Here is a 25134-nt window from a genome sequence, read left to right on the forward strand (position 1 = left end):
GTGTCTTCCTTCCCGCTCGCCCTCTCCGGGCCGCTGCCCGCCGATCCCCTCCTCCCGCCCGCACCCGACGAGGCCCCCGCGCTCCCGTCGCCGAACCGCGGCACGCCCGTGGATATCGCCCCCGCCGACACCGCGGCCGCCGTCGACTGGCTCGCCGTGGTGGGATGGTCGACGCTCCTGGCCCTCGCCGTCGGGCTCACGGTCGTCGCCGTGACGACGCTGTGGTGGATGCTCTACGCCTGGCGTACGACCGGCACCCTCCGGGGCACCGGCTTCTCGGACGATCCGCTTCCGCCGGCGCACACCTTCACCCTCCTCGTCCCCGGACGTCACGAGGAGGAGGTGATGGGGCAGACCCTCGACCGCCTCGCCGAGCAGACCCATCCGCATGTGCAGATTATCGCGATCGTCGGGCACGACGACCCCGGCACGGAGGCGGTCGTCCGCGCCGCCGCCGATCGGCATCCGCACCGCATCGAGGTCGTCGTCGACGACAGTGTGCCGAAGAACAAGCCGAAGGCCCTCAACCGCGCACTGCCGTTCGCGACGGGCGACATCGTCGGCGTCTTCGACGCCGAGGACGAGGTGCACCCCGAGCTCCTCCGTCACATCGATTCGCGCTTCAGCGAGACCGGCGCCGAGGTCGTGCAGGGCGGCGTGCAGCTGATGAACTTCCAGACCTCCTGGTGGTCGCTGCGCAACGTCCTGGAGTACTACTTCTGGTTCCGGTCGCGCCTGCACTTCCACGCCGAATCCCGCTTCATCCCGCTCGGCGGCAACACCGTCTTCGTGCGTCGAGACGCGCTGCTGCGCAACGACGGCTGGGATGCCGAGTGCCTCGCCGAGGACTGCGAGCTGGGGGTGCGCCTTTCCAGCCAGGGCGCCAAGGTCGTCGTGGCCTACAGCCCCGAGTACGTCACCCGCGAGGAGACCCCGGGGTCGCTCGGGTCGCTCTACAAGCAGCGGACCCGCTGGAACCAGGGCTTCCTCCAGGTGCTGAAGAAGGGCGAGTGGCGGAAGCTCCCCACCGCCCGTCAGCGGATGTTCGCACGGTACCTGCTGGCGATGCCGTTCCTGCAGGCGGCCACCGGACTCCTCATCCCGCTCTCGGTGCTCCTCATCCTCTTCGCCAAGGTCCCGACCGTCGTGGCGCTCCTCACCTTCATCCCGCTCGCGCCGACCCTCGTGACGGTGGCGGTCGAGATCGCCGGCCTCAACGAGTTCGGTCGGGCCTATGGGCAGAAGGTCCGCGTCCGCGACTACACGCGTCTGATCCTCGGCACCATCCCGTTCCAGGTCTTCCTGGCGCTCGCCGCGATGCGCGCGGTCGTGCGCGAGCTGCGCGGCGACAACAGCTGGGAGAAGACCGCCCACACCGGCGCGCACCGAGACGACAGCGGCGACTCGACTGCGACGTCCACCGTCGCCGCACCCGCCGAAAGCGAGCTCGTCGGAGCGGGGGTCGACCGATGACCGTCATCGCCCCCCGTCGCTTCGGTGTTCCGGCAATCGCCGACGGCGTGCGCTCGTCCGCGGATGCCGTCTCGCTGTGGCTCGTCCGGCACCGTGCCGACATCGCCTGGCTGACCCCCGTCCTCCTCATCGCCGCGGCGGTGTCCTTCATCAACATCGGCGGCGCTCCCCAGCGCATCGACGATGAGGGCACCTACACCGCGCAGGCATGGGCCGTGCTGAACTTCGGCGAGCTCGCCCACTACACCTACTGGTACGACCACCCGCCGCTCGGCTGGTTGCAGATCGCCGGGTACGCCCAGCTCACCGGCGCGTTCGCGCGGTGGGACATCGCGGTGCTCGCCGGTCGCGAGGCCGTCATCGTCGCTTCGCTGATCGCCGCGCTGCTCCTCTGGCTCCTCGCGCGCCGGGTGGGACTCTCCCGTGCCGCCGCGTCGATGGCCGCCGTCGTGTTCTCGCTGTCACCGCTGGCTCTCCAGTTCCACCGCACGGTGTACCTCGACAACATCGCGGTGCCGTGGCTGCTGCTGGCGTTCCTGCTCGCCAGCGAGCGTCGCGCGCAGCTCGCGGCCTTCGCCGGTGCCGCGGTCGCCTTCGGCGTCGCCGTGCTGACGAAGGAGACCTTCCTCCTCGCGCTGCCGTTCCTCGCCTGGGTGATGCTGCGCACGTCGCACCGCAGCACCCGCCGCTACACCGTCTCGGTGGCCGCCAGCATCCTGGTCCTCATCGGCGGGAGCTACCTGCTGCTCGCAGCGATCAAGGGCGAGCTCTTCTCGTCACCGGAGCGCGTGAGCCTCATGGACGGCGTGCTCTTCCAGCTCGTGAACCGCGACGCCAGCGGATCCCTCTTCGACGCCGGGTCGCTGTCGGCGCGGACCCTCGGGATGTGGTGGCAGCTGGACCCGGTGTTCATCGTCACCGCGCTGGTGGCCGCGGCCCTCGCGCTCACTCAGCGGCGCCTGCGGCCCTATGCGGTCCTCGTGCTCGCCCTCACCGCTTTCATGCTCCGCCCGGGCGGCTACCTCCCGGTTCCCTACGTGATCATGCTGATCCCCTTCGGCGCGCTGCTGATCGCCGGCGTCGTCGAGCGGGCCGTGCGCACCCTGTCGAGGAAGACCCGCGACCGGATGCCGCGGGGTCGCCGGATCTTGGCCGGAGCGGTCGTCGCCGCGTCCGCCGCCGCCGCGATCGCCGCGGGACCGCTGTGGTTCGCCCAGCTGCGCGGTTTCGTCCTGTCCGACCTCGACGAGCCGATGCGGGACGCGCAGACGTGGCTCGGCGAGAACGTCGCGCGGGAGGACCGTCTGATCGTCGACGACGCCATGTGGGTCGATCTCGTACAGGCCGGGTGGGAGCGCGAGAACGTCGTCTGGTACTACAAGCTCGACACCGACCCGGCCGTGGCGGCGCAGTCGCCCAACGGGTGGCGCGACGCCGACTACATCATCACCACCGACTCGATGCGGACGTTCCCCTCGAGCTTCCCGCAGGTGAAGCAGGCGATCGACAACTCCGTCGTCGTCGCGGCGTTCGGCTCCGGCCCGCAGGCGGTCGAGGTGCGGCGCGTCGTCCTGGATGGACCGGAGGCGGCGACCGCCTCCGTCGACGCCGCCGCGCAGACCAACACCGCGCTGGGTGCGCAGGTCGCCGAGAACCCCCGGGTCGCGCTCTCCGACGCCGATCGCGATCTCCTCCGCTCCGGTGCGGTCGACGCCCGCATCTCGGCGCTCCTCGGCTCGCTCGCGGGCGGGGGAGAGGTGGCTGTCGCGGGTCTTCCCGCCGTCGACGGCGAGGGGGAAGACGCCGTGGGCACCGGCATCCGTCAGGTCGCCCTGTCCGCGGTCGCAGGCTCCGCCGCCGTCGTCGACGGGCGCCCGAGCGCGGAGGCGCAGCTGCTCCTCGACGGTCTCGAGGGGCGTTTCGCCCCGACCGAGGTCGAGGTCGCCGGTGACGCGCTGGTGCTCCGGTTCCCGTTCGCCCTTGTACCGCTGATCGCCTGACCCCGTCGAATCGAATCCCCCACCCGTACACCGATGTCCCTCCACCCGAAGAAGGAGAATCCCATGACGAAGTCCCGTTCCCCCCGCCGCTCCGCGCGCGTGATCGCCCTGTCCGCCGCAGCCGCCGTCGTCGCCTCACTCGCCCTCGCCGCACCCGCCCAGGCGGTGACCGCCGAGGCGGACGGCGCCGGATGGCTGCGGCTCGGTCACCTGTCGCCCGACACGAAGTCGGTCGACGTGCGCGTGTCGGCGCTCGCCGGCGGGTCGACGGAGTTCGAGCTCGAATCCGTCGGGTACGGCGACGTCTCCGACTACACCGAGCTTCCGGCCGGCTCGTACGCGGTGAGCATGGTCCCCGCCGGCGCCGACGAGACCACGGTTCCGGTCCTGTCGTCGACCGTGACCGTCTCGGACGGCGAGGCCGCCACGGTCGCGGCCTACGGTCCGTCCGACGATCTGCAGATCAAGGCCTTCGCCGACGACCTCTCCACCCCCGCCGCGGGCAACGCCCGGATCCGGCTGATCCAGGCGTCGACCCTGACGCCGACCGTCGACGTGGAGACCACCACGGGTGAGCCGATCGCGCGCGACGCGCGGACGGGGACGGCCACCGGCTACGCCGAGATCCCCGCGGGTGCGTGGGAGCTGACCCTCGACGGCGCCGAGGCCTCGGGCATGGCCGACGTGGAGGTCGGAGCGGGGAGCGTCACGACGCTGTTCGTCCTCGACACCGCCGACGGAGGCCTGACCCTCATGCCGGTCCTCGACTCGTCCGCGGTCGGTGACATCCCCGTCGGCGGGGTGCAGACCGGTGGTGGTGGACTCGCCGCGCTGTTCTCGGCACCCGCCCCGGCGTTCGCGCTCGGCGCAGGCTTCCCCGTGGCGAAGGCCGTCTGATGCGCCGGGCCACCCTCGCCGTCGTCGCCGTGTCGGCGGTGGCGGTCGTCGCCACGATCGCCGTGCTCGCCGTCGGCAGCGGCGGTGGCCTCCGCGGTGCCGTGACGGCCTCGCCGGAGCCCCCCTCGTCCTCCGCTCCCGTCAGCCCGGAGGAGACCTCTGCGGTGTCGGGGACGGATGCCGTCGCCCACGCGGAGGCGTTCCTCGCCGACTGGGTCGACGACGGGCGTGTGGTCCGCCGCGACCAGGGTGGCGACACCGTGAGCGAAGGCCAGGCCTACGGGCTGCTCGCCGCCGTCGTCGCGCGGGACGAGACGACCTTCGACGAGATCTGGGACTGGACGCGCGCCGAGCTCGTCCGCCCGGACGCGCTGCTCGCGTGGCGCTGGGACGACGGGGCGGTCGTCGACGACGAGCCGGCTTCCGACGCCGACCTCGACACCGCGCGGGCCCTCGTCCAGGCGGGAACCCTCTTCGGCCGCGAAGACCTCACCGCCGACGGTGTGGAGCTGGCCACGGCGCTCCTCGACGAGCTCACCGCCGACACCGCTTTCGGCACGGTGCTGCTGCCGGGCCTGTGGGCCACGGATCGCGATCCGGTGCCCTACAACCCCAGCTACGCATCACCGGCGGCCTACCCGATCCTCGCCGAGGCGACGGGGGATGCTCGGTGGCAGGAGCTCGCCGACGGCAGTGCGGCGGTCACCACCGCGGTGCTCGAGACGGCACCCCTTCCCGCCGACTGGGTGCAGCTGACCGCGGACGGCGCCGTCGAGCCCATGCCGGGCCCCTTCGGCGGGGGCGCGGGTGTGGAGTACGGGTACGACGCCGCGCGCTTCGCGCTCCGCTACGCCGAGTCGTGCACGGAGTCCGATCTCGCGCTGGCCGGGCAGATCCTGCCGACGTTGTCGTACGAGGAGACCCCGGCCGCCCGCATGGACCTCGGCGGCGGCGCACTGACGGAGGAGACGTCCCCGCTCGCGCTCGCCGCTCGCGCCGCCTCTGCTGCGGCCACCGGCGATGCGTCCGCCGCGCGGACCGATCTCGCCGCCGCCGCGGAGTTCGCCGACCAGCATCCCACCTACTACGGCCGCGCGTGGGCCATGCTCGCGGCGGCGATGCTCGGCGACACGCCCATCGGCGGATGCGGCTCCGAGCGGGGTGTGTCGTGAGCGCCGTGCTGACGCGAGGGCGGATCGTCTGGGCGGTCGTCGCCGTGGCGATCATCGCCGTCATCGCCGGCACCGTCGCGATCGTGTCGGCGACCTCTGCCGGCCGCGCGGACGCGGCGCCGACCGCCGTCGCCTCCGAGGAGGAGAATCCGTTCGCCGCGGGTGGCCTTCAGGATCCCGCCGCGGCGACACCGGACGCCGATCGCGGCATCCCCGTCCGCATCACGATCCCCTCGATCGGCGTCTCGTCCTCTCTCGAGGACCTCGTCCTGGGCGCCGGCGGCGAACTCACCGACCCCGAGGACTACGACCTCGCGGGCTGGTACACCGATGGTGTCGTCCCGGGGGAGGTGGGACCGGCCATCATCGCCGGGCACATCGACTCGCCGACCGGTCCTGCCGTCTTCACGGATCTCCCGACCGTCGCCGACGGCGCCGAGGTCGTCGTGGAGATGTCGGACGGCTCCGAGGTGCGCTTCGTCGTCACCGGGCGGATGCAGTCCGAGAAGGCCACGTTCCCCACGGACGCGGTGTACCGGAACGTCCCGACCCCGCAGCTGCGACTGATCACCTGCGCCGGGTCGTTCGACCCCGCCACCGGCCACTACACCGACAACCTCATCCTCTTCGCCTCGCTCGCCCCCTGATCACCCGGCCTCACCCGAAGGAGCCCGAACCGTGCTGAACACCCTGGTCGTGATACCGACCTACAACGAGATCGACAACCTCGAGCCGATCGTCGCGCGCGTCCTCGCCGCGAACGCCCACACCGACGTCCTCATCGTCGACGACTCCTCGCCGGACGGCACGGGAGAGCTCGCCGACGCGCTCGCCGAGCGGCATCCGGAGGTCCACGTCCTCCACCGGACCGTCAAGGACGGACTCGGCGGCGCGTACCTCGCGGGCTTCGCGTGGGGACTCGCCCGCGGCTACTGGGCACTGGTGGAGATGGACGCCGACGGCTCGCACCGCCCCGAGGACCTGCCGCGCATGGTCGATCAGCTCGTCGAGCATGACCTGGTGCTCGGCTCGCGCTGGGTCCCGGGCGGTCGCGTGGTGAACTGGCCCCGCCGGCGCGAGCTGCTCAGTCGGGGTGGAAACGCGTACGCGCGCACGGTCCTCGCGATCGACGTGCGCGACGCCACGGGCGGCTATCGGGTGTTCCGCGCCGACGCGCTCCGGCGACTCGATCTCGCCGATGTGGCGTCCCAGGGCTACTGCTTCCAGGTCGACCTCGTGTGGCGCGCGCTGCAGCGGGGGCTGCGGGTCGTGGAGGTTCCGATCGTCTTCGTCGAGCGCGAGCACGGCGAGTCCAAGATGAGCGGGGCGATCGTGGGCGAGTCCCTCATCCGTGTGACGGTGTGGGGACTGCGCCGCGCGATGCAGAACGCCGTGCGCGTCGTCCGCGGCCGGGGCGCACTGCCCTCGGTGCGCGCGGTGTCGCACCGCGTGCTGCCGCGCTGAGCGCGTCCGGCGGGATGCGCGAACGAGGGTCGGGGCTCCGCGCCCCGACCCTCACACGCGTTCGGCGAAGACGACGCGGTTGTCGGTGTAGGACGCCGCGGCGGTGTCGAAGAGGCCGCCGCATGTGATGAGCCGCAGGGTGTCGGTCGCGGTGGCGCCGAAGACCTCGGCCGTGGGGAACGCGTTCTTCGCGACATCCCGCACCTCGGTCACGACATAGTCGTGGGGCGTGCCGTCGGCGGCGGTCACGGTGACGGTGTCGCCCGGGACGAGTTCCTTCAGGCGGAGGAAGACGGCGGGGCCGGTCGGGGAGTCCACATGCCCGGCGATGACGACGGGCCCGCGCCCGCCCGGGCGACCGCCGGGGGTGTACCAGCCGACGTCGTCGAAGTCGACGGGCACCTCCATCGACCCGTCCGCCTGCAGACCCAGGTCGATGAGCGGCTCGTCCAGCTCGATCGCGGGGATCGTCACCTGCGTCGGCGGAGGCTGCTCGGCACTCGGGGACGGCGCGGGCGCCGGGGTGGCCGGCGGCGACGGGGCGGGGGAGGCGGAAGCCGTCGCGGGCGGCGCGGACGCGGCATCCGTCGTCTCGCCGGTCGCGCACGACGTCAGCGTGATCGACAGGAGCACCGCCGCGGTGATCGCCGCGCCACGCGCACGACCGCGCCGGGGCGCCCCGCGCATGTGCGCGGAACGCCCCGGCGCTGAGGGCGATGCGGTCACGAGGTGGCCGTGCGGCGACGCCACACGACGAGACCGGCGGCAGCGGCGAGGGCGAGGCCACCCACCGCGGCTCCGGCGACGATGCCCGTCGACGACGAGGTCGCGGCGGTGCCGCCCGCGCCGGTGTCGACGCCGCCGACCGGGATCTCGGTCAGCTGGCCGCGCACGACGCCCGCGACGAAGTCGACGGTGTGCGAGTCGGCGGAGAAGCCGGCGGGGTTGGCCTCGATCTCGGCGAGCGAGAAGCCGTCGCCGGTGTCGACGCCGTCGTTCTCGATTCCCGTGGTGAAGGGGCCCTGCATGCAGCCGGACGACGTGCGCGGGCCGTCACCGACCGGCTCGGGGTTCGGGAACGCGATCCGCGGCGGCCCGGACTGACCGGCGTCGGCCTGGTGGATGTGGGTGGCGGTGCGCGCCGGGCTCTCGTAGTCGCCCGAGACGCCTTCCAACCGGATGTCGTAGCAGATGATCTCCTCGTCGGAGTTGATGCGGAACGTGAACGTCCCGCTCGCCCCCTCCTCGCCCGGGGCGGCTTCGCCGTCGCTGTTGACGACGTTGTCGGGGGTGGCCATCACGGTGAAGGCGCTCGTGAACGACGAGGGCTCGTCGACCTCGGTGTCGGCGTGCGCGGCGGGACCGGTGAGGAGCAGGCCGGCGGCGGCAGCGACTCCGATCGTGACGGCCAGCGGCGATGTCTTCTTCAGCATGTCCTGAACCTTTCGACGGGATGCCGGATGCATCCGTTGCGGGGACATACGCCGGGCATGCGGCATCCGTTCATCGTGTGCCTACGAATTTCTCGATGAACGCTTCGCCGGCAACGGACGTATCCCCCGGGGAGCGGATCGAGAGGAGCACCGCATGCACGCTGCGCGACGACGGACGCCGCCGACCCGCGCGGTCGACGATGCGGATGCCGGCGGTCCCGGGCACACGCGCACCGACGCCTCGTTCGACACCACCGCTGCCTTCGACGCGCATGCCGGCGCCCTCCTCGGGTTCGCGGTGAACGCCGTCCGCGACCGCAGCGTCGCGGAGGACTGCGTGCAGGAGGTGTTCCTGCGCGCCTGGCGGGCGCGCGAGAGATTCGACGCCGATCGGGCCACGGAACGCACCTGGCTCTTCGCCATCGCGCGCAACGTCATCGCCGACGCCCTGCGCCAGCGTGCCCGCATGCCGCGGATCGGCTCGGATGCCGAGCTCGAGGAGATCACCGCGGGCGAGGCCGATCCGCTGGAGCGGCTGGCGCTCGTCGAGGCGCTGGCGCGCCTGTCGGACGCGCACCGGGAAGCGGTCGTCGCCGTGCACCTCCACGGGCGGACCTACCGCGAACTGGCCGAGGCGACCGGCGTTCCGGTCGCGACGTGGCGGACCCGCGCGTACCATGCGCTGCGGGCGCTCAGAGGACACCTGGAGCAGACGGAGGACGACGATGCGCGCGCGTGACGAACGGATCGAAGAACTGATCGCGGCCGCCGTGGCGGGTGATCTCACCCCCATCGAGCGGGTCGAGCTCGACGAGCTGCGGACGGTGCACTCGTGGATCGACGAGGAGATCGCTTCGCTGCGGAGCGTCGCCGAGCGCGTGTCGATCGAGGGAGACGGCTGGCGGGAGCTGCCGGTGAGCGCCGCCCTCCGCGAACGCGTTCTCGGGGCGACCGGCGTCGCGTCCTCCGTCGGCTCCGCCGCCCCGGCCCCCGCGCGACGCGGATTCGCGCCGCTCCTCGCCGCCGCCTGCCTCGTGGTCGGCGTCGTCACCGGGGTGGGGATCGCCTCGCTCGCGCCATCCGATCCCGGGCCGACGATCGCCGAGCCTGCGCCGACCGGCCCCGCGGGGACGCTCGGGGCGATCGAGCCCGTCACCATGCGCGCCGACCCGGGCATCGATGTCGACGCCGACGTGATCGCCCACACGTGGGGCACGGAGGCGCTCCTCGAGATCCAGGGTCTCGCCGTGGGAGAGACGTACGCCGTGGTCTTCGTGGGCGCGGACGGCGCCGAATACTCGGCGGGGGAGATGCTCGGGTCGGAGGTGCCGATCGTCTGCCGGCTGAACGCCGCGCTCCTCCGCGAGGACGCGGTGCGCCTGGAGATCCGCGATGCGGGCTCCGACGTCGTCGCCGGGGCGGAGCTGCCCGACGCCTGAGCCGGGCGCGGGTTCGGGCAGGCCCGGCGCGACCCCTCGCCCGGGGGAGCGATCTCCGACGCGCGGGGGAGGTGGGAGCCCCCGCGGCGCGGCAGGCTGGAGGCATGTCCACTCCCCGGCATCCGTCTCCCCGTCCTGTCCGCGTCGTCATCGGGGCCGCGCTCGCCGCGGCCGCCCTCGCGCTCGGAGCCTGCGCACCGGGGGGAGGGGGCGCCGATTCCACCCCGACGCCGGTGGCGATCCCGGACACCCCCGTCGGTGCGCAGGCGCAGTGGGTGCTCGACGAGATCAACGCGGGCGAGCCGAGCAGCGCCGGCGAGATCGAAGCCCGCTTCGACGAGACGGCGCTCGCAGAGCTGTCGGCCGACGACCTGCTGGCGGTGTTCGCCGAGCTCCGGACGCTCGGGCCGTGGACGGTGACCTCCTACGAGGGCGATGACGCGCAGGCCGTGGCGGGCATCGCGGCCGGGTCGACGGCGTTCGACATGTCGGTCGCCGTCAGCGCCGCCGGGCGGATGACCGGACTCCTCTTCGCCGAGCCCGCCCCCGACCGCACCCCGGCGGCGGACCTCGATGCGCTGAGCGCGGAGGTGGAGGAGACAGGCGTCGTCTCGCTCACGGTGACCGAGCTCGGAGCCGACGAACCCGTGCTCGAAATCGGACCGGGAGGCGCGCATCCGATCGGATCGGTGTTCAAGCTGTGGGTGCTCCTCGCGGTGGTCGACGCCGTCGGGGCCGGCACGCTCGCGTGGGACGACACCGTCACGATCGACCCCGAGGTGCGGAGCCTCCCGAGCGGAGAGTTGCAGAACCTCCCTGACGGTGCCGAGGTCACCGTGCAGGAGGCGGCGGAGAAGATGATCGCCATCAGCGACAACACCGCCACGGATGCCCTCATGCGCGCGGTCGGCACGGATGCCGTCACCGCCGCCCTCGCCGAGACCGGGTACTCGCGGCTCGACATCGACGTGCCCTTCCCATCCACGCGTGCGCTCTTCTGGCTCGGATGGGGAGATGACGCCCTCGCGGAGCGCTGGAGCGCGGCATCCGGTCCGGCGGAACGGGAAGCGGTGCTGGCGGACCTCCCCGCCGGGGTGCCTCCGGTGTCGGCGATCGACGCGGGGCAGGCGGCCTGGACCGACGGTGCCGACTGGTTCGCGACGCACGCCGACGTGGTGGCCGTCCACGCGGCGTTGCAGGCCGCGACCGAGACCGAGGCGGGGGCGCCGGTGCGCGGCATCCTGTCGGCGAATCCCGGGGTCGCGTTCGACGAGGCCTGGGACGTCGCCGCCTACAAGGGCGGGAGCTCGGTCGGCGTGCTCGCGGGGTCATGGCTGCTCGAGGCGCCCGGGCGACCGGCGACGGTCGTGGTCGTCACGGCCGCCACGGAGAATCCCGCCGACATGCCGGCGCTCACGACGGTGTTCGGTTTCGCGCAAGACGCCGCCGCCCTCCTCGCTGAGGACGGCGACGGATAGCGCCCGCCTCAGTCCTTCGCGGCGATCTTCCGCAGGCCCGCGCGCTGGTGGGCGGCCTTCTTGCCGGACTTCTCCGACTCGACGATGTACGCCGGTTCCTTCTCGGTGGCGATGAAGTCCTGGTCGGCGAAGGTGAAGTCGGACGTGCGCCGCTCGACGATGCGTCCCTGCGTCCGCCCCTGCGGCGTGTTCCAGCTCACCCGGTCGCCCTTCTGAAGGGGCTTCGGGGCGCTCACGGCTGGACCCCCTCGACGTCGTCGCCCTCGTCGACCATGGCGGGGGCGTCTTCGGGGTCGAGGTCGTCGTCGACGTGCACCGACTGCGCGGCGGTGGAGGTGTCCGGTTCGGGACCGGGGGTGCGAGGCGGGATCGAAGCGTCGGTCATGGCGGTAGTCCACCAAATCCGAGCGTCCGGCCGAAGGGGGTTGACGCGCGGCCCCCGCGCTCGGTAGGCCCGATCCGGTTTCCGGGTCGGCGTCAGCGCCGACGCAGGAGCAGGATCCCGTCGCGGAGGGTCACCGTCTCGCCGTCGGGTGAGGTCGCGGCGCGGTCGCGAAGTTCTTCGATCTCGACGCTCCACTCTGTCGGGTCGAGGGCGAGCGCCGCGCGATCCTCGCTGGGCGTGGACATCGGCGCGTGCCGGCCGTGGTGGCGCGCCCACGGCGGCGGCTCGGCGTGACCGATGACGAGCAGGCGGCCCCCGGGGACGACGGCGGCCGCGGCGCGACGGAGGATCTCCGTGCGAGGGAGGTCGACCGTGGAGTGCAGGAAACTGGCTAGAACCAGGTCGGCGGGCTCGAACGCGGAGATCTCGGCGAGGTCGGTCGCGACGAACCGCGTCCTCTCGCCCACCCCCGCATCGTCGGCGGCGCGACGGGCACGCTCGACTGCCGTCGGTGAGATGTCGAGCCCCGTGACCTGCCATCCGGCGCGGCCCAGCCACACCGCGTCTCCGCCTTCCCCGCACCCGAGGTCGAGCGCGCGACCCGGGGGAAGGGCGGCGACCACGTCGGCGAGGGCGGCGTTGACCCGGCCCGACCAGATCGCGGGCCGCTCGGCGTAGCGCGCCTCCCAGTGGGCCGCCGGATCGGCCGGGGGTGCGGCATCCGTCGCCAGGGCTGCCCGGATCTCGTCCTCCACGAGGGTCATGTTCGCGCCCGCGCCCGCCATCGACCCCTGGCCGAGCGACAGGGGGACGTTGGCGAATGCGCTGACGACGTTGCCCGCGACCCACACCCGCGGGTGCGCGGTGCGGCCCATCGGGTCGGTCGCGATCGGGCGACCCGGAGCCTCGTCGTCGCGGGGGAGGTCGAGCGCGTCGAGGTACGCGTCACGCGGGCGCGGGATCGCCGCGACGAACAGGGCGTCGAGGGGCACGGACGTGCCGTCGGCGAGGGTCGCGCCGGTGAGGGCGCCGTCCGCGCTCGTGAGCGCCGTCACGGGCGACGGGACGATGCGGGAGCCGCGTGCCTCGAGGCGATGCCGTGCCTCGTCGTCGAGGGCGAGACCCTGGGTGAACACGGTCAGGTCGGCGCTCCACTGCCGCACGAGGTCGGCCTGATGGACGCCGAGCGGCGAGGTGAGCAGCACGCCGAGCCTGCGGTCCCGCACCTCCCAGCCGTGGCAGTACGGGCAGTGGAGCACATGCGTCCCCCAGTGCTCGGCGAGGCCCGGGATCGCCGGGAGCTCGTCGGCGATGCCGCTCGCGGCGATCACGACGCGCGCCGTCAGGGTGTCGCCGCCGGTGATCGTCACGCGGAGCCCGGCATCCCGCGCCGGTGTCGTGTCGGCGACGCTCGTGACGCGGGCGCTCCGGAACTCGACCCCGTAACGGGCGGCCTCCGCGCGGCCCCGGGCGGCGAGCTCCGTCGGCGCGATGCCGTCGAACCCGACGACCGCGTGCATATGCCCGGCGAAGCGGTTGCGTGGCAGGTCGTCGTCCACGACCAGCACGCGGCGGCGCGCGCGGCCGAGCATGAGTGCTGCGGCCAGGCCCGCGGGTCCGGATCCGACGATGAGGGCATCCCAGGTGTGCATGTGCCCATCGTGCGAGCAGGAGTGCAATGATGGCAAGCTGATATGCGGAATCAGCAAGAGGAGGATGCCGTGAGCGAACTCGACCGACTCGGACCGCGCCTGCGCGAAGCCCGGCGCGCCCGCGAGTGGACCCTCGACGACCTGTCGCGCGCAGCCGGGATCTCGCCCAGCACCCTGTCGCGGCTGGAGTCCGGGAAACGCCAGGCGAGCCTCGAGCTCCTGCTCCCGGTGACGCGGGCCCTCGGCATCCGTATCGACGATCTCCTCGTCGAGCCCGCGCGGGATCCACGGGTGCGCCGCCCCGCACGCCGCGCGGAGGGGATGATCATCGCGCCGCTCACCGCCGAGCAATCACCCGTGCAGGCCTTCAAGATCGTCTACGAGCCGCGGAGCGAGGCTCCCGAGCCGCGCATACACGACGGCTGGGAGTGGCTCTACGTCCTCTCGGGGCGTCTGCGGCTGCGTCTCGGCGACGAGGAGCTCGATCTCGGACGCGGGGAGGCGGCGCAGTTCGACACCCGCGAGCCGCACGCTATGTGGGCGCCCGGGCCGCGTCGCGCCGAGGTGCTGAGCATCTTCAACGCCGAGGGGGAGCGGCTGCACACCCGGACGTCGGACGGCTGACGCCGGGCGTCCGCCGTTCAGGGCGCGCGCGTTCAGGCGATCGGGGCGCGGAGCTCGCGGCCGATCTCGACCCACGCGCGCAGGAACGCCGGCTCATCGAGGCGTCGGCGCCGCATCCACCCGGTCACCTCCGCGTTGCACTTCGACGCGTTGCACGAGCGGCATGCCGGGACGACGTTCTCGAGCGTGTAGCGGCCCCCGCGCGAGATGGGCAGAACGCAGTCCCGCTGCAGGGCGACGCCGTCGGCGCCGCAGTAGGCGCAGCGACGCCACGCGTCGAGGATCCGCTGCCACTCGGCATCCGTCAGATCGCTCCCGGATGCCGCGACCCGGCGTGTGCGTCGACGCGCCGCCCGCGCGCGACGGGATCCGGGGGCGGCCATGCGGCCCACACTACGTTCGGCTCCCGCCCGCAGACGGAAACGGCGCCGGGAAACGCCGACTCGCGGCGTCCCCCGGCGCCGTTCACGGTGCGCGGAGAGTGTGCGGGATCAGTACCATCCGACCGACTGCGAGTGCTGCCACGCGCCGCACGGCGAGCCGTAGCGACCGGCGATGTAGCCGAGGCCCCACGAGATCTGGGTGGCCGCGTTGGTCTCCCAGTCGGCGCCGGCCGAAGCCATCTTGCTGCCGGGGAGGGCCTGCGGGATGCCGTACGCGCCGCTGGAGGCGTTGTAGGCCTGCGAGTTCCAGCCGGACTCCTTGTTCCACAGCTCCACGAGGCAGCCGAACTGGTCGTCGCCCCAGCCATAGCCGCCGAGCATGCCGTAGGCGATCGACTGTGCGTCGCCGGCCGGCGTGTAGACGCCCGCGGGGCGGGAGGGGGCGGCGGATGCCGAGGACGAACCGGTCGAGGCCGCAGCCTCGGCGGCCTCTGCCTCGGCGGCGGCGGCAGCGGCGGCCGCCTCCTCGGCGATGCGCTGGGCCTCCGCCTCGGCGGCGAGGCGCTCGGCCTCGGCCTTCTGCGCCGCTTCGAGGTCGGTCCGCACCGCATCCACGCGCTTCTCGACAGCCGAGACGGCGTCGGCGACCTGCTCGGCGATGCCGGGGAGGAGCGGGGCGGGAAGGTCGAGCGACGCGGTGAGGCGGTCGGCGGCATCCTCCAGCGCATCGGTGTCGATGTCGGTCTCGGCGTCGCCGAGGTCGAGACCCGAGGCCTCCACCTGCGAAGACACCTCGACGGATGCCTCGAGTGCGGCATCCGCATCGGCGAGGGCCGTCCGCACCGCGGTGGAGATCTCATCGGTGCCGGAGAGGCTCACCACGGGGGTCGGCTCGACGGTGGTGGAGAAGGAGGCGAGGGTGAAGTCGCCGAAGGACGAGGTCGAGGCCTCGGCCTCAGACGTCGGGAGAGCCGTCACGCCGGCGACGGCGATGAGGCTGAACGCCGCGGCGGCGGCGACGATTCCGGCGCGGCGCTGAGCGCGGCGGTGGGCCCGGCGGGAGCGGCGAGTGAGGGCATCTGCAGACGTGGAGCGCATAGAAAACAACCGAATCCGTGGGAATGTCCGCGCCGCGAAATCCGGCGCACGGTGCCCTCGGGCGGGCACAAGTCCCCGAGTCTGCCCACCCCGTCTGGGCGCTTCCCGTGTGTTTGCTGGACGCGACACTCAGAAAGGGGGACCCTAGGATGGCGCTCGTGCACCGGATCTTCAGTGACAGCGTCGCCTCCGTGTATCCCCTCTACGTCGCCAAACTCGCGCGCAAGGGGCGAACGCAGGCCGAGCTCGACGCCGTCATCACGTGGCTCACCGGGTACGACTCCGACGAGCTCGCGCGCATCCTCGACGAGGGCGTGACCTTCCGGGACTTCTTCGCCGACGCCCGGATCAACCCGAACTCCTCGCTGATCACCGGGGTGGTGTGCGGCATCCGTGTGGAGGAGATCGACGACCCCCTGATGCAGCAGATCCGCTACCTCGACAAGCTCGTCGACGAGCTCGCGCGCGGCAAGACCCTGGAGAAGGTGCTGCGCCGGTGACCACGATCGCGTCGTTCCCCTACCTCGGCATCGGGTTCGCGCTGCTGTCCGCGGCGCTGCTCACCGTCGGGAATCACCTGCAGTCCCTCGGGGTGGCGGCGCGGGTGCGTGCGGATCCGGGTGCGGGTGCGGCGGCGCTGTGGACCCTCGCCCGGCAGCCGTCGTGGCTGATCGGCTCGATGCTCTTCGGACTCGCCATCCTCGCGCAGCTCGCCGCGCTCGCCTTCGCACCCCTCATGGTCGTGCAGCCGGTGGGTGTCGCGGCGCTCGTGTTCTCCTCCCTCCTGACGGCGGTGATCACCCGCACGCCGCCCCGGCTCGGTGAGATCGGTGCGATCGCGCTGAGCGTCGTGAGCCTCGGCGTGTTCGTGTCGGTCGCGGCGGCGGTGAGCACGCAGGCGACGATCACCGATGCGCAGCTGATCGCCGTGCTCGCGGTGCTCGGCGTCGTGCTCGCCGCGACCGGCGCGGCGTTCGCCGTGCGCCGCGGGCGGGGGCTGCGGGCGGGCGGGTACGTGATCCTCGGAGGGCTGTTCTCCGGGTTCGTCGCCACGCTCGGGAAGACGGTGATCCTCCGCGTGCAGACGGCGGTCGTCGGCGCCGACTACCGGCTGGACGAGAACAACCTCCTGACCCTCGCGTGCCTCCTGGCCATCGTGGTCGCCGGCGCCCTCTCGATAACGTTCGTGCAGATCGCGCACACGGTCGCCTCGCCGCAGCTGGTCGTGGCGGGGCTGACGGTGGTCGACCCGTTCGTCGCGGTCGTCATGGGCATCACCGTGCTCGGCGAGGCCGCCGGCGCGCCCGCCTGGAGCTTCGTGGTCTTCGTTCTCGCGGGGGCGGGGGCCCTCGCGGGCGTGTGGCTCCTTGCCCGCGCGGGCGGCGCGACCGACGCCGCCGTCGACGCCGCATCCGCCCGCGTGACCTGACCCGGCCGGGCCGTACCGAACTCCTCAGAATCGGGGCCTTCGGGCCCGCCCGGCGTCGGTTGCGGGCCTCCGGCGCCGGATTGGAGGAGTTGGGTACAGGGCGGGGCGCCCGGGGGCGGGTGCGGGGCTGGGGCGGGCCGAACTCCTCAAGGACGGACCTGCGGGCCGCGTGTGGGGCTGGTTTGAGGGCGCCGGGCCGCGGATCGGAGGAGTTGGGTACAGGGCGGGCGGGGAGGCCCGGGGCGGCGGGGATGGCCCGGGGCGGGTGCGGGGCCGGGCGGGCCGAACTCCTCAAGAACGGGGCCCGGGGGCCGCACGGGTTTGATTTCGGGACGGTGAGCGCCGGATCGGAGGAGTTCGGTACGCGATCGGCCGGTGCGCGGGCGCGGTGTGCCGGCGCCGGGGCGGGGTCAGAAGGTGGTGCCGGTGACGGCCTCGAAGGCGCGGCGCGGGCCGGGCGCGCGGCGCTGACCCTCCGTGATCGCGGCGAGGGATGCTCGCCCGGGGAAGTCGTCGGCGCACAATGTCTCGAGGGCTGCGCGGAGCTCATCGGGACCCGCGGCGTTCGGGTCGGCGGCGATGCCCGTTCCGGTCCGCTCGAGGGCGGCGGCTCCGGCGAACTGATCCGTCGACATGGGGAGCACCAGGAGTGGTACCCCCTGTCCCACGGCCTCGGTCACGGAGTTGTTCCCGCCGTGCGTCACGGCCGCGCGGGCGTGCGAGAGCAGGCGCACCTGCGGGAGGTACTCGCGGACGAGCCAGCCCTCCGGAATCGGTCCGAGCCGCTCGATCGGCGTGCTCCCCGACGCGATGGCGGCGCGTATGCCGGTCGCGGAATGCAGTGCGCGCAACGCCTCGGCCAGGCGGGCGAGCACATCGTCGCGCACGGAGAGGAAGCTGCCGAGACTGACATAGACGAACGGCTCCTTCACGGCCAGCCACGACTCCACTTCGTCGTCGCGGGGCTCGACGCGCTGTGCCGATCCGAGGAAGACGTGCGGCGGCAGGACCCGCTCATCGCCCTCCGCGAGCTCGGCGGGATAGTTGTAGAGCACGGTCTCGCCGTGCAGGCGGAACGCGTCCGCCACGGGCGTCGCGCCGGGGTCGAGTTCGGCGGCCGCGGTGTTCCATTGCGCGGTGAAGCGCGACGACACCTCGTCGCAGATCGCGCGGAGCGCCTCGAGGCTTCCGGCGTCGGCGGAGAGGGCGGAAGGCCACGACGGCGCATATCCGTAGACCTCGTCTCCCACGGGCAGGGCGGTGGGGTGACCGAGCACCACATCGGCGTAGGGGATGCCGGCCGTGTGCAGCGCGAGGCGCGCACCGAAGGCGAGGTGGTCGACGAGGATCGCGCTCGGCGCGACCTGCTCCACCACCCGCCGGGTCGCCTGCGCCCGGCCCACCGGGTCCCACATGAGGTCGGTGAGACGCTCGCGCGCCTGATAGGTCAGGGTCTCGACCATGCCGCGCCGCGTGGCGGCGAAGAACCCGGCGAGCGAGTCGGCCTCCTCGGCGACCTGGTCCTCGGCGCGGATGACGCCCGCGTTCGCCCCGCGCCCGAGCGGGAGATCGACCCGCCGGAAGCCGAAGCGATGGACCAGCGGTTCGGTGGCGGGTCCGGTGGCGACCACGACGTTCTCGGCGGCATCCGTCCACGCCGTGGCGAGCGTCGCCAGGGGGAGGAGATGGGAGGCGTAATCCGGGCTGATGACCAGCAGGGTCATGCGGGGATCCCGGTCGCGGCGCGCACGATCTCCTCTTCCGCCGCCGCGACGCCGCGGTAGACGGGGGCGAGGGCTCGCGCCATCGCCTGGATGGTGAAGCGGTCGGCGACGATCCGGCGGGCGCGTCGGGCGAGGTCGCCGTCGGCGTCCGCCGCGGCGTCCGCGGCGCGATCGAGCGCCGCGGACGCCGCCTCCGCCAAGCGCGCGGAATCCCACGTCGCAGTGAGGAAGCCGGTGTCGCCGTCGAGCACGTAGGTGGCGGGTCCGCCGCCGTCGGGTGCGACCACGACGAGTCCGGCTGCCATCGCCTCCAGGAGTGCGAGGCCGAACTCCTCCTTCATGCTCGCGCAGACGTACGCGCCCCCCGGCGCAGCGCGTCCCGGCATGCCGAGACGCGTTGCGGCGAGCCAGCGGGCGGTGACGTCATTCGGGCGGTGCCCGGCGATGAGCAGGCCGCGCGTCGACCACTCCTCCTCGGGCACGGCCTGCGCGATGAGGTCCAGCTGCTCGCGCTCATCGGGGGAGGGGCTGTCGAGATCGCCGCCGACGATGAGCAGATTGGCCCGCTCCGAGAGCGCGGATCCCGCCCACGTCGCCACCAGCGTCGCCATCCCCTTGACTTTGTGGAGCCGCCCGACGGACAGGAGCAGCGGCAGGCGCCGGCGCTCGGCCGGGAGGGCGTCCAGCATCTCGGCGAGATCGGGGCTCGCTCCCGGGTACGCCGCCGCGGCGACGGCCCGGTCGATCACCTCGAGGTCGACGCCCTCGGCGACGACGGTGCGCCGATCCGGGTGCTCGTCGAGGTCGATGCCGACGAGCTCGCGCATGTCGCGGGCGAGTTCGGGACGGGGGAAGAACACGGTGTGGGATGCCGATGCGGCCAGTCCCTGCACCAGCCGCGTGCGGAACCAGAAGTGCTCGCGCTGGTCCACCGCGCCGAATCCGGAGCGGGTCAGCGCGCCCGAGCGGTCCATCGAGGCGATGACGCTGTGCGGGTCGGGAGCGACGGTGAAGACGGTGGGGATGCCGAGCTCGCGCGCGACGTCGGCGGCCGCGAGCGACCCGACGTCGGCCATGCGCAGGTGCAGGACGTCCACGCGCCCCGCCGCACGCAGGAGCCGACGGATGCCGCGGCGCGCGGCCACGCGCAACGGCCACGCCGCGGCCGATCCCGTCGAGGCGGTGCCGAGCGGCACGCGGCCGTAGACGTGGCCGGAGGCGGTCCCCGCGACGGCGAGGAGGTCGCCGCCGGCCGCCTGCACGGAGCCGCGCGAGAGGGTGAGGACCCGGGTGACCCCGGCGCCGTCGAGACCGTCGAGGCCGGCGGGGGCGCCGTCGGCCGACAGCAGGGCGTTGCCCAGGCGCACGAGGAGGGTCGCGATTCCGCCGTTGTCGCCCGCGCCGGCGGACGACAGGCTGGGGTCGATGTCGGCGTGGAGGAACAGCTGCGCCACGGTGAGGCCCTCGCGCGGGGCGGCGGCGGGCGGCGGATCGAGGTCGATCAGGGCGAGTCGCGCCACGTCACCGAGGCGCCCCCCGGCGTCGACGAGGGTGTCGAGCTGTCGTTCGAGCTCGCTCTGCCCGTGGGCGTCGGCGCGCTGGCCGAGGGCGGCGATCGCGGCTTCGCGGACCCCGTCGCTCTCGGCGGTGTCGAAGGCGAACCGCCGCAGGGGCGCGTCGGCGGACGGATGCCGCACCAGGCCCAGCGTCTCCACGAGCCGTGTGCGCGCGCCATCGTCCCAGTCGCCGAGGAGCGCCGACTCGAGCGCGATGACGAGGGTCTCGCCGGCCGGGGCCGACCACTTCTCCAGGGTCTGCTGGGCGAGCATCCCGGTGAACCCGCCGTCGGAGACGAGGCGGGCCAGCGCGGCGATCGCGTGCATCTGCGGCATCGACTGGCCGAGCGCCCAGGCGGCGTGCTCGCGCACCCACGGGCGCGGGTCGCGCAGCAGCTCGCAGAGGAGCGCCCCGGCATCCGCGTCCTGCATCTCGGCGAGGGCGTGGACCGCTGCGAGCACGATGATGTCGTCGTCGCCCCCGAGGGCTGCGGTGAGAAGACGACGTGTGCGCACGCCCGGGTCGCGGCCGGCCTCCACCGCGAGCTCCTCCGCGGCGCGCAGAGCCGAGACGATGGTCGGCGCCTGGGCGATGCGATCGATCGCCATCTGGGTTCCCATGGCGCGAGCGTATCCACTGCCGGAGGGGGTGAGGGTCGCTTGACAACAATGCGTCCCCGTGCTCGCCGCGGGTGTCAGGATGGCCTGGTGAAGGCGGCACTGATCCTCGGAACGCAGCAGTTCGACGCCCATCCCGCCTTCGACGACGACGACATCGACGTCTTCTTCTTCGTGGAGTCGCCGGCGGTGTTCGAGCGGCGTCCGCATCACGCGCACAAGATGGTGCTGATCCTCTCGGCGATGCGCCACACCGCCGCGGCCCTCGAGGCGGCGGGACGCCGGGTCGAGCGGATGCCGCTGGCGGAGGGTCGGGCGTTCGCCGACGGTGTGCGGCAGCTCGTCCGCGCCCACGACATCGACGGCCTCGCCTGGATGAGCGCCACCGACCGCGGGGTCGACGCGCGCCTGCGACGCCTCTGCGAGGAGGAGGGCCTCCGCTCGCGGGTGTACCCCGACGCGCTCTTCCTCACCCCCGCCGCCGAGCTCGACGACTGGTTCGCGGGGCATCAGAGCGCGCGCATGGAGGACTTCTACCGCTGGCAGCGCCGGCGCACCGGCATCCTCATGGACGGGGCGAAGCCCGCCGCCGGACGCTGGAACTTCGACGCCGAGAATCGCGAGCCGCTGCCGAAGGGCGGGCTCGACATCCCGCCGCTCCCGCCGCTGGAGCACGACGACATCACGCGGGGGGCGATCGCCGAGATCGCCGAGCGGTTCCCGGATCACCCGGGCGATCCCGCGCGGTTCTGGCTTCCCGTGACGCCGGAGGAGGCGCGCGGCTGGCTCGCCGACTTCGTGGCGCGCCGCCTCGCGCAGTTCGGCCCGTACGAGGACGCGATGGCCGCGGACGAGCCGTTCCTCTTCCACTCGATCCTCAGCCCCGCCCTGAACATCGGGCTGCTGACGGTCGACGAGGTGATCGAGGCGGCGACGGATGCCGAGGGCGTGCCGCTGAACTCCCTCGAGGGTTTCGTGCGGCAGGTGATCGGCTGGCGCGAGTACACGCGCGGCGCGTACCGCGCGTGGCCGCATCTGCGGGATGCCAACCACTTCGCGCTGCGCCGGGAGCTCGAGCCGTGGTGGTACGACGGCGAGGGCATCCCGGACGACCTGCCGGTGCCCGTGCGCACCGTGTTGGAACGGGTGCTCGAGACCGGGTACGCCCACCACATCGAGCGCCTCATGGTCCTCGGCAACTGGTTCCTGCTGCAGGGCTACGCCCCGCGCGCGGTGTTCGAGTGGTTCAGCGCCCTCTTCGTCGACGCCTACGAGTGGGTCATGGTCCCCAACGTCCAGGGGATGAGCCAGTACGCCGACGGCGGGGGAGTGGCCACGAAGCCGTACATCTCCGGCGGCGCCTACCTGCAGCGGATGGGCTCGTGGTGGCCCACGCAGAAGGCGGCGCGCGAGTCGACCTTCACCACCGCGTACTGGGACTTCCTCGAAGAGCACGAGGAGCGCCTACGGGAGAACCACCGCATGGCCGTGCCGCTCGCGCAGATGCGCAAGCGGCACGGGGAGTGAGGCCGGAAGGTCTCAGCGCTTCGGCGAGCGGTTCTCCGCGCTGACCATCCAGGACAGCTGCTCGAGGCGGCCGAGGATCTCGTGCAGGAGATCGGCGCTCGTGGGGTCTTCCTCGTCGATGCCGTCGTGCACCTCGCGGCACGTCGTGCAGACGGCGTCCAGGCGCTCGGTGATGAGGTCCACGACTTCGGTCGTGTCGATCTCGCCCTGCGGGAACTCCGGCAGCGTCGTGGTCTCGGCGACGACGTCGCTGCGGCCGTCCGGAAGGGCGTGGAGCGAGCGCATGCGCTCGGCGATGGTGTCGGCGAACTCGCGCGCGGCGTCGATGATCTCATCGAGCTGGAGGTGCGTGTCGCGGAAATTGCGGCCGACGACGTTCCAGTGGGCCTGCTTGCCCTGCAGCGACAGCTCGATGAGGTCCACGAGGACCTTCTGCATGCTTTCGCTCAGCTGCTCGGAGGCCTGGAACCCCTGCTCGGCGTTCTGCTCGGCGGTCAGTTCGGCGCCCCGACGCGCGGGGCGGCGCTTGTTGGTCTTCGTCGTGTTCGTGGTCACGAGGTCGACGGTAGACCTGAACCCGGGGGCCGTGTCGGGGATTGTGGGAGCACCGACGACGTGCTAGCCGACGGTCGATCGGCGCCGCTTCACGGGGTGAGGCGGTAGAGCACCTCGGGTCGCCCGCGCGCGCCGAAGCGGTGCGACACGGTGGCGCCGCCGGTCGAGGCGAGGTGATCGAGGTAGCGGCGGACGGTCGCGCGGGAGGCGCCGAGGTCGTCGGCGAGGCTTCGCGCGCTCACCGGCACGGTGGTGTCGAGCGCCGCGACGACGCGGGCGAGCGTCGACGCCGACAGTCCTTTGGGGAGGGGCAGCGACAGGGGATCGGATGCCGCGGCGGCGGGCACCGCGCCCGGCGGCGCCACGAGCCCGTCGATCTGCCCCTGTCCGAGGCCCACGGCCGTCTCGCTCGGGCGGGCGGGCCGTCGATCGGCGTACTCGCTCAGCCGCGCCGCGAACGCCTCCTTCGTGAAGGGCTTCACGAGGTACCCCGCCACGTGCGCGGCGAGTGCCTGGCGGACGGTGAAGGTGTCGCGCGCGGAGCTGATGACGAGCACGTCGACATCCCATTCCCGGACGAGGCGGAGCCGGTGCAGCACCTCGATGCCGCTGAAATCGGGGAGGTTCATGTCCAGCAGCACGAGGTCGACGGCGCGGTCAGCGGCGAGCCGGGCGGCGGCGGCGCCCGTCCGCGCCGTGCCGATGAGGCGGAAGCGCGGCAACTCGGCGAGGTACGCGGTGTGCAGACGCACCACCGCGGGGTCGTCGTCGACGATGAGGGTGCGGATCGGCGGCGCTCCGGTCGCCGGCCCCCCGCCCGTCGGGCTCCCCGCGCTCACCGCCGGACCTCCGCCGGGGCGGCGGGCATGTCGACGGTGAAGCGGGCGCCGCCCCACGCGGACCGCCCGACCTCGATCGTCCCGGCGCGGGCCGCGATCTCGCGGCGGACGATGTCGAGGCCCACACCGCGGTCCGGCGCGGCCGCCGTGCCCTCGGGCGTCTTCGTCGTCACGCCGCGCTCGAAGATGCGCAGGCGCCCGGCATCCGGGATGCCGGGGCCGTCGTCGTCGACGACGATGTGCACGGCGTGCGCGTCCGCGACGACCAGGAGCCGCACGCGCCCCGCGCCGGCGGGACGCGTGCTCGCGGCTTCGATCGCGTTGCGGCAGAGGTTCGCGATGACGACGAGATCGGCATCCGTCATCACCGCGGGCGTCACGGTCGTGAGCGGATCGAGCTCGAGCGCCGCACCGGCGCCGACGGCGTCGTCGGCGAGGCCCGAGACGAGCGCGCGGAGGGCGGGGTCGGCGACGTCCGGCGCGTCCCGGCCCGGGGTCGAGACCGGGGCGATCCCGTCGACGTACTGGAGCGCCGCATCGGCGTCCCCCTCGGCGACGAGTCCGCGGATGACGTGCAGGCGCGTGCGGAACTCATGCGTCGCGTCCCGGAGGGCGCCCGCGATGCGCCGCTGCGTCTCGGCCTCCCGTGCGCGGTCCTCAAGGCGGCGAACCCGTCCGCGCAGCGCGACCACGAGCGCCGCGCTGATCGCGCAGCCGGCCACGACCGATCCGAGCACCCACGGCAGCAGGGCGGCGATCGCCTGATCGAAATCGGCCGCGATCTCGCTCTCCAGGATGCCGACCGACGCCGTCCCGACGACCACGCCGTCCGCGGTCACGGGCACCTTCGCGCGGAGCGTCGGTCCGAGCGTCCCCGTCTCGGTGCCGACGAACGTCTCACCGGCGAGGACGTCGGCGGGGTCGGTCGAGACCTCGAGACCCCTTTGGGAGGGCGTGGGGTGCGTCAGGCGGATGCCCTCGGCATCCGTGATGACGACGTAGTCGACGCCGGCGGCTTGTTCGATGAGATCGGCGAGGGGTTGCAGCTCCGCCATCGCAGCGGTGCGGTCGTCGGTCACCGCCGTCCGCACCTGGTCGAGCGCGGCGAGGCTCCGGGAGACGTCGAGCACCCGTTCGGTCGTGACCTGACGGAGTGTCCGTTCCTGCACGGAGGTCGCGACGAGGGTCGTGATCGCCACACACGCCAGGACCACCAGGCACTGCACCACGAGCATCGGCAGCAGACGCAGGCGACGGATGCCGGTCGAGGTCGTCATCGGCTCCTCCGTCGCGTGCTGCCCGCGCCGTCCCGGACGTCGTCGCCGTGAGCATCAATGAGCGAAAGTCGTCTCGCCTGCCCGCCGGAAGGCGCGCGGTGCGAGTCTACC

The 25134-nt window shown here is 73.1% G+C and carries 25 protein-coding genes; 13 read left to right on the forward strand and 12 right to left on the reverse strand.

What is annotated here, in order from left to right:
• The 6 genes from AB0O93_RS02385 (at position 1) to AB0O93_RS02410 (ending at position 7006) form a co-directional block, all read left to right on the forward strand.
• Positions 1-1473, forward strand: a complete 1473-nt coding sequence (locus tag AB0O93_RS02385) for a glycosyltransferase (protein WP_363340140.1) — start codon at positions 1-3, stop codon at positions 1471-1473.
• Complete coding sequence (locus tag AB0O93_RS02390; protein WP_363340142.1) at positions 1470-3473, forward strand: glycosyltransferase family 39 protein; 2004 nt, start codon at positions 1470-1472, stop codon at positions 3471-3473. The genes AB0O93_RS02385 and AB0O93_RS02390 overlap by 4 nt, the downstream gene beginning before the upstream one ends.
• Positions 3474-3536: 63 nt before the next feature.
• Positions 3537-4370, forward strand: coding sequence for a DUF4397 domain-containing protein (locus tag AB0O93_RS02395; protein WP_363340144.1), 834 nt, complete (start codon positions 3537-3539; stop codon positions 4368-4370).
• Positions 4370-5542: a glycosyl hydrolase family 8 gene (locus AB0O93_RS02400; protein ID WP_363340146.1), complete on the forward strand. Its 1173-nt coding sequence runs from the start codon at positions 4370-4372 to the stop codon at positions 5540-5542. Before AB0O93_RS02395 ends, AB0O93_RS02400 begins: the two co-directional genes overlap by 1 nt.
• Positions 5539-6189 (forward strand): sortase, encoded by a 651-nt coding sequence (locus tag AB0O93_RS02405; protein WP_363340148.1) that lies wholly within the window; start codon positions 5539-5541, stop codon positions 6187-6189. Before AB0O93_RS02400 ends, AB0O93_RS02405 begins: the two co-directional genes overlap by 4 nt.
• A 31-nt stretch (positions 6190-6220) precedes the next feature.
• Complete coding sequence (locus AB0O93_RS02410) at positions 6221-7006, forward strand: polyprenol monophosphomannose synthase (RefSeq protein ID WP_363340150.1); 786 nt, start codon at positions 6221-6223, stop codon at positions 7004-7006.
• A 51-nt stretch (positions 7007-7057) separates the two neighbouring features.
• On the opposite strand, the gene AB0O93_RS02415 is transcribed toward AB0O93_RS02410, so the two are convergent.
• Positions 7058-7732 (reverse strand): class F sortase, encoded by a 675-nt coding sequence (locus AB0O93_RS02415; protein ID WP_363340152.1) that lies wholly within the window; start codon positions 7730-7732, stop codon positions 7058-7060.
• A complete protein-coding gene (locus tag AB0O93_RS02420) occupies positions 7729-8439 on the reverse strand; it encodes a CHRD domain-containing protein (protein ID WP_363340154.1) in 711 nt (236 codons plus the stop codon). Before AB0O93_RS02420 ends, AB0O93_RS02415 begins: the two co-directional genes overlap by 4 nt.
• A gap of 154 nt (positions 8440-8593) precedes the next feature.
• Here AB0O93_RS02420 and AB0O93_RS02425 point away from each other — a divergent pair, with 154 nt between their 5' ends.
• The 3 genes from AB0O93_RS02425 (at position 8594) to AB0O93_RS02435 (ending at position 11356) form a co-directional block, all read left to right on the forward strand.
• Positions 8594-9178, forward strand: coding sequence for a sigma-70 family RNA polymerase sigma factor (locus AB0O93_RS02425; protein ID WP_363340156.1), 585 nt, complete (start codon positions 8594-8596; stop codon positions 9176-9178).
• Positions 9165-9878, forward strand: a complete 714-nt coding sequence (locus AB0O93_RS02430; RefSeq protein WP_363340158.1) for a hypothetical protein — start codon at positions 9165-9167, stop codon at positions 9876-9878. The genes AB0O93_RS02425 and AB0O93_RS02430 overlap by 14 nt, the downstream gene beginning before the upstream one ends.
• Positions 9879-9982: 104 nt before the next feature.
• Complete coding sequence (locus AB0O93_RS02435; protein ID WP_363340160.1) at positions 9983-11356, forward strand: Cpe/LpqF family protein; 1374 nt, start codon at positions 9983-9985, stop codon at positions 11354-11356.
• 8 nt (positions 11357-11364) lie between these two features.
• On the opposite strand, the gene AB0O93_RS02440 is transcribed toward AB0O93_RS02435, so the two are convergent.
• The 3 genes from AB0O93_RS02440 to AB0O93_RS02450 form a co-directional block, all read right to left on the reverse strand.
• Positions 11365-11592: a DUF2945 domain-containing protein gene (locus AB0O93_RS02440; RefSeq protein WP_363340162.1), complete on the reverse strand. Its 228-nt coding sequence runs from the start codon at positions 11590-11592 to the stop codon at positions 11365-11367.
• Positions 11589-11741, reverse strand: coding sequence for a hypothetical protein (locus tag AB0O93_RS02445; protein WP_363340164.1), 153 nt, complete (start codon positions 11739-11741; stop codon positions 11589-11591). Before AB0O93_RS02445 ends, AB0O93_RS02440 begins: the two co-directional genes overlap by 4 nt.
• A gap of 92 nt (positions 11742-11833) precedes the next feature.
• Positions 11834-13393 (reverse strand): bifunctional NAD(P)/FAD-dependent oxidoreductase/class I SAM-dependent methyltransferase, encoded by a 1560-nt coding sequence (locus AB0O93_RS02450; RefSeq protein WP_363340166.1) that lies wholly within the window; start codon positions 13391-13393, stop codon positions 11834-11836.
• 69 nt (positions 13394-13462) lie between these two features.
• Between AB0O93_RS02450 and AB0O93_RS02455 the strand changes: the two genes are divergently transcribed.
• Complete coding sequence (locus tag AB0O93_RS02455) at positions 13463-14017, forward strand: XRE family transcriptional regulator (RefSeq protein WP_363340167.1); 555 nt, start codon at positions 13463-13465, stop codon at positions 14015-14017.
• A gap of 32 nt (positions 14018-14049) precedes the next feature.
• Here the strand turns inward: AB0O93_RS02455 and AB0O93_RS02460 are convergent, their stop codons facing one another.
• Positions 14050-14400, reverse strand: a complete 351-nt coding sequence (locus AB0O93_RS02460; protein ID WP_363340169.1) for an HNH endonuclease signature motif containing protein — start codon at positions 14398-14400, stop codon at positions 14050-14052.
• Between the two features lie 108 nt (positions 14401-14508).
• Positions 14509-15498, reverse strand: a complete 990-nt coding sequence (locus AB0O93_RS02465; protein ID WP_363340171.1) for a lytic transglycosylase domain-containing protein — start codon at positions 15496-15498, stop codon at positions 14509-14511.
• A 158-nt stretch (positions 15499-15656) separates the two neighbouring features.
• On the opposite strand from AB0O93_RS02465, the gene AB0O93_RS02470 reads away from it, so the two are divergent.
• Complete coding sequence (locus AB0O93_RS02470) at positions 15657-15998, forward strand: DUF2200 domain-containing protein (protein ID WP_363340173.1); 342 nt, start codon at positions 15657-15659, stop codon at positions 15996-15998.
• A complete protein-coding gene (locus AB0O93_RS02475; RefSeq protein ID WP_363340175.1) occupies positions 15995-16927 on the forward strand; it encodes a multidrug DMT transporter permease in 933 nt (310 codons plus the stop codon). Before AB0O93_RS02470 ends, AB0O93_RS02475 begins: the two co-directional genes overlap by 4 nt.
• A 410-nt stretch (positions 16928-17337) precedes the next feature.
• On the opposite strand, the gene AB0O93_RS02480 is transcribed toward AB0O93_RS02475, so the two are convergent.
• Both AB0O93_RS02480 and AB0O93_RS02485 read right to left on the reverse strand, forming a co-directional pair.
• Positions 17338-18651: a glycosyltransferase gene (locus AB0O93_RS02480; protein ID WP_363340177.1), complete on the reverse strand. Its 1314-nt coding sequence runs from the start codon at positions 18649-18651 to the stop codon at positions 17338-17340.
• Entirely contained in the window at positions 18648-20828 is a 2181-nt protein-coding gene (locus tag AB0O93_RS02485) for a glycosyltransferase (RefSeq protein WP_363340179.1), read from the reverse strand. The genes AB0O93_RS02480 and AB0O93_RS02485 overlap by 4 nt, the downstream gene beginning before the upstream one ends.
• An 87-nt stretch (positions 20829-20915) precedes the next feature.
• Here AB0O93_RS02485 and AB0O93_RS02490 point away from each other — a divergent pair, with 87 nt between their 5' ends.
• A complete protein-coding gene (locus tag AB0O93_RS02490; protein WP_363340181.1) occupies positions 20916-22352 on the forward strand; it encodes a cryptochrome/photolyase family protein in 1437 nt (478 codons plus the stop codon).
• A 12-nt stretch (positions 22353-22364) separates the two neighbouring features.
• Here AB0O93_RS02490 and AB0O93_RS02495 read toward each other — a convergent pair whose 3' ends face one another.
• From AB0O93_RS02495 to AB0O93_RS02505, 3 genes are all read right to left on the reverse strand, one after another.
• Positions 22365-22790 (reverse strand): DNA starvation/stationary phase protection protein, encoded by a 426-nt coding sequence (locus AB0O93_RS02495; RefSeq protein ID WP_363340982.1) that lies wholly within the window; start codon positions 22788-22790, stop codon positions 22365-22367.
• 206 nt (positions 22791-22996) lie between these two features.
• Complete coding sequence (locus AB0O93_RS02500) at positions 22997-23746, reverse strand: response regulator (protein ID WP_363340183.1); 750 nt, start codon at positions 23744-23746, stop codon at positions 22997-22999.
• Positions 23743-25023: an ATP-binding protein gene (locus AB0O93_RS02505; RefSeq protein ID WP_363340185.1), complete on the reverse strand. Its 1281-nt coding sequence runs from the start codon at positions 25021-25023 to the stop codon at positions 23743-23745. Before AB0O93_RS02505 ends, AB0O93_RS02500 begins: the two co-directional genes overlap by 4 nt.
• Between the last annotated feature and the right edge of the window lie 111 nt (positions 25024-25134).

The organism is Microbacterium sp. NPDC077184, assembly GCF_040687055.1.
GTDB lineage: Bacteria > Actinomycetota > Actinomycetes > Actinomycetales > Microbacteriaceae > Microbacterium.

Excerpts from the sequence above, each read along its gene's own strand:
- AB0O93_RS02390 (WP_363340142.1), top strand. The coding sequence starts at position 1,470 with ATGACCGTCATCGCCCCCCGTCGCTTCGGTGTTCCGGCAATCGCCGAC.
- AB0O93_RS02395 (WP_363340144.1), top strand. The coding sequence starts at position 3,537 with ATGACGAAGTCCCGTTCCCCCCGCCGCTCCGCGCGCGTGATCGCCCTG.
- AB0O93_RS02400 (WP_363340146.1), top strand. The coding sequence starts at position 4,370 with ATGCGCCGGGCCACCCTCGCCGTCGTCGCCGTGTCGGCGGTGGCGGTC.
- AB0O93_RS02420 (WP_363340154.1), bottom strand. The coding sequence starts at position 8,439 with ATGCTGAAGAAGACATCGCCGCTGGCCGTCACGATCGGAGTCGCTGCC.
- AB0O93_RS02425 (WP_363340156.1), top strand. The coding sequence starts at position 8,594 with ATGCACGCTGCGCGACGACGGACGCCGCCGACCCGCGCGGTCGACGAT.
- AB0O93_RS02430 (WP_363340158.1), top strand. The coding sequence starts at position 9,165 with ATGCGCGCGCGTGACGAACGGATCGAAGAACTGATCGCGGCCGCCGTG.
- AB0O93_RS02435 (WP_363340160.1), top strand. The coding sequence starts at position 9,983 with ATGTCCACTCCCCGGCATCCGTCTCCCCGTCCTGTCCGCGTCGTCATC.
- AB0O93_RS02445 (WP_363340164.1), bottom strand. The coding sequence starts at position 11,741 with ATGACCGACGCTTCGATCCCGCCTCGCACCCCCGGTCCCGAACCGGAC.
- AB0O93_RS02450 (WP_363340166.1), bottom strand. The coding sequence starts at position 13,393 with ATGCACACCTGGGATGCCCTCATCGTCGGATCCGGACCCGCGGGCCTG.
- AB0O93_RS02460 (WP_363340169.1), bottom strand. The coding sequence starts at position 14,400 with ATGGCCGCCCCCGGATCCCGTCGCGCGCGGGCGGCGCGTCGACGCACA.
- AB0O93_RS02465 (WP_363340171.1), bottom strand. The coding sequence starts at position 15,498 with ATGCGCTCCACGTCTGCAGATGCCCTCACTCGCCGCTCCCGCCGGGCC.
- AB0O93_RS02480 (WP_363340177.1), bottom strand. The coding sequence starts at position 18,651 with ATGACCCTGCTGGTCATCAGCCCGGATTACGCCTCCCATCTCCTCCCC.
- AB0O93_RS02485 (WP_363340179.1), bottom strand. The coding sequence starts at position 20,828 with ATGGGAACCCAGATGGCGATCGATCGCATCGCCCAGGCGCCGACCATC.
- AB0O93_RS02495 (WP_363340982.1), bottom strand. The coding sequence starts at position 22,790 with ATGCAGAAGGTCCTCGTGGACCTCATCGAGCTGTCGCTGCAGGGCAAG.
- AB0O93_RS02505 (WP_363340185.1), bottom strand. The coding sequence starts at position 25,023 with ATGACGACCTCGACCGGCATCCGTCGCCTGCGTCTGCTGCCGATGCTC.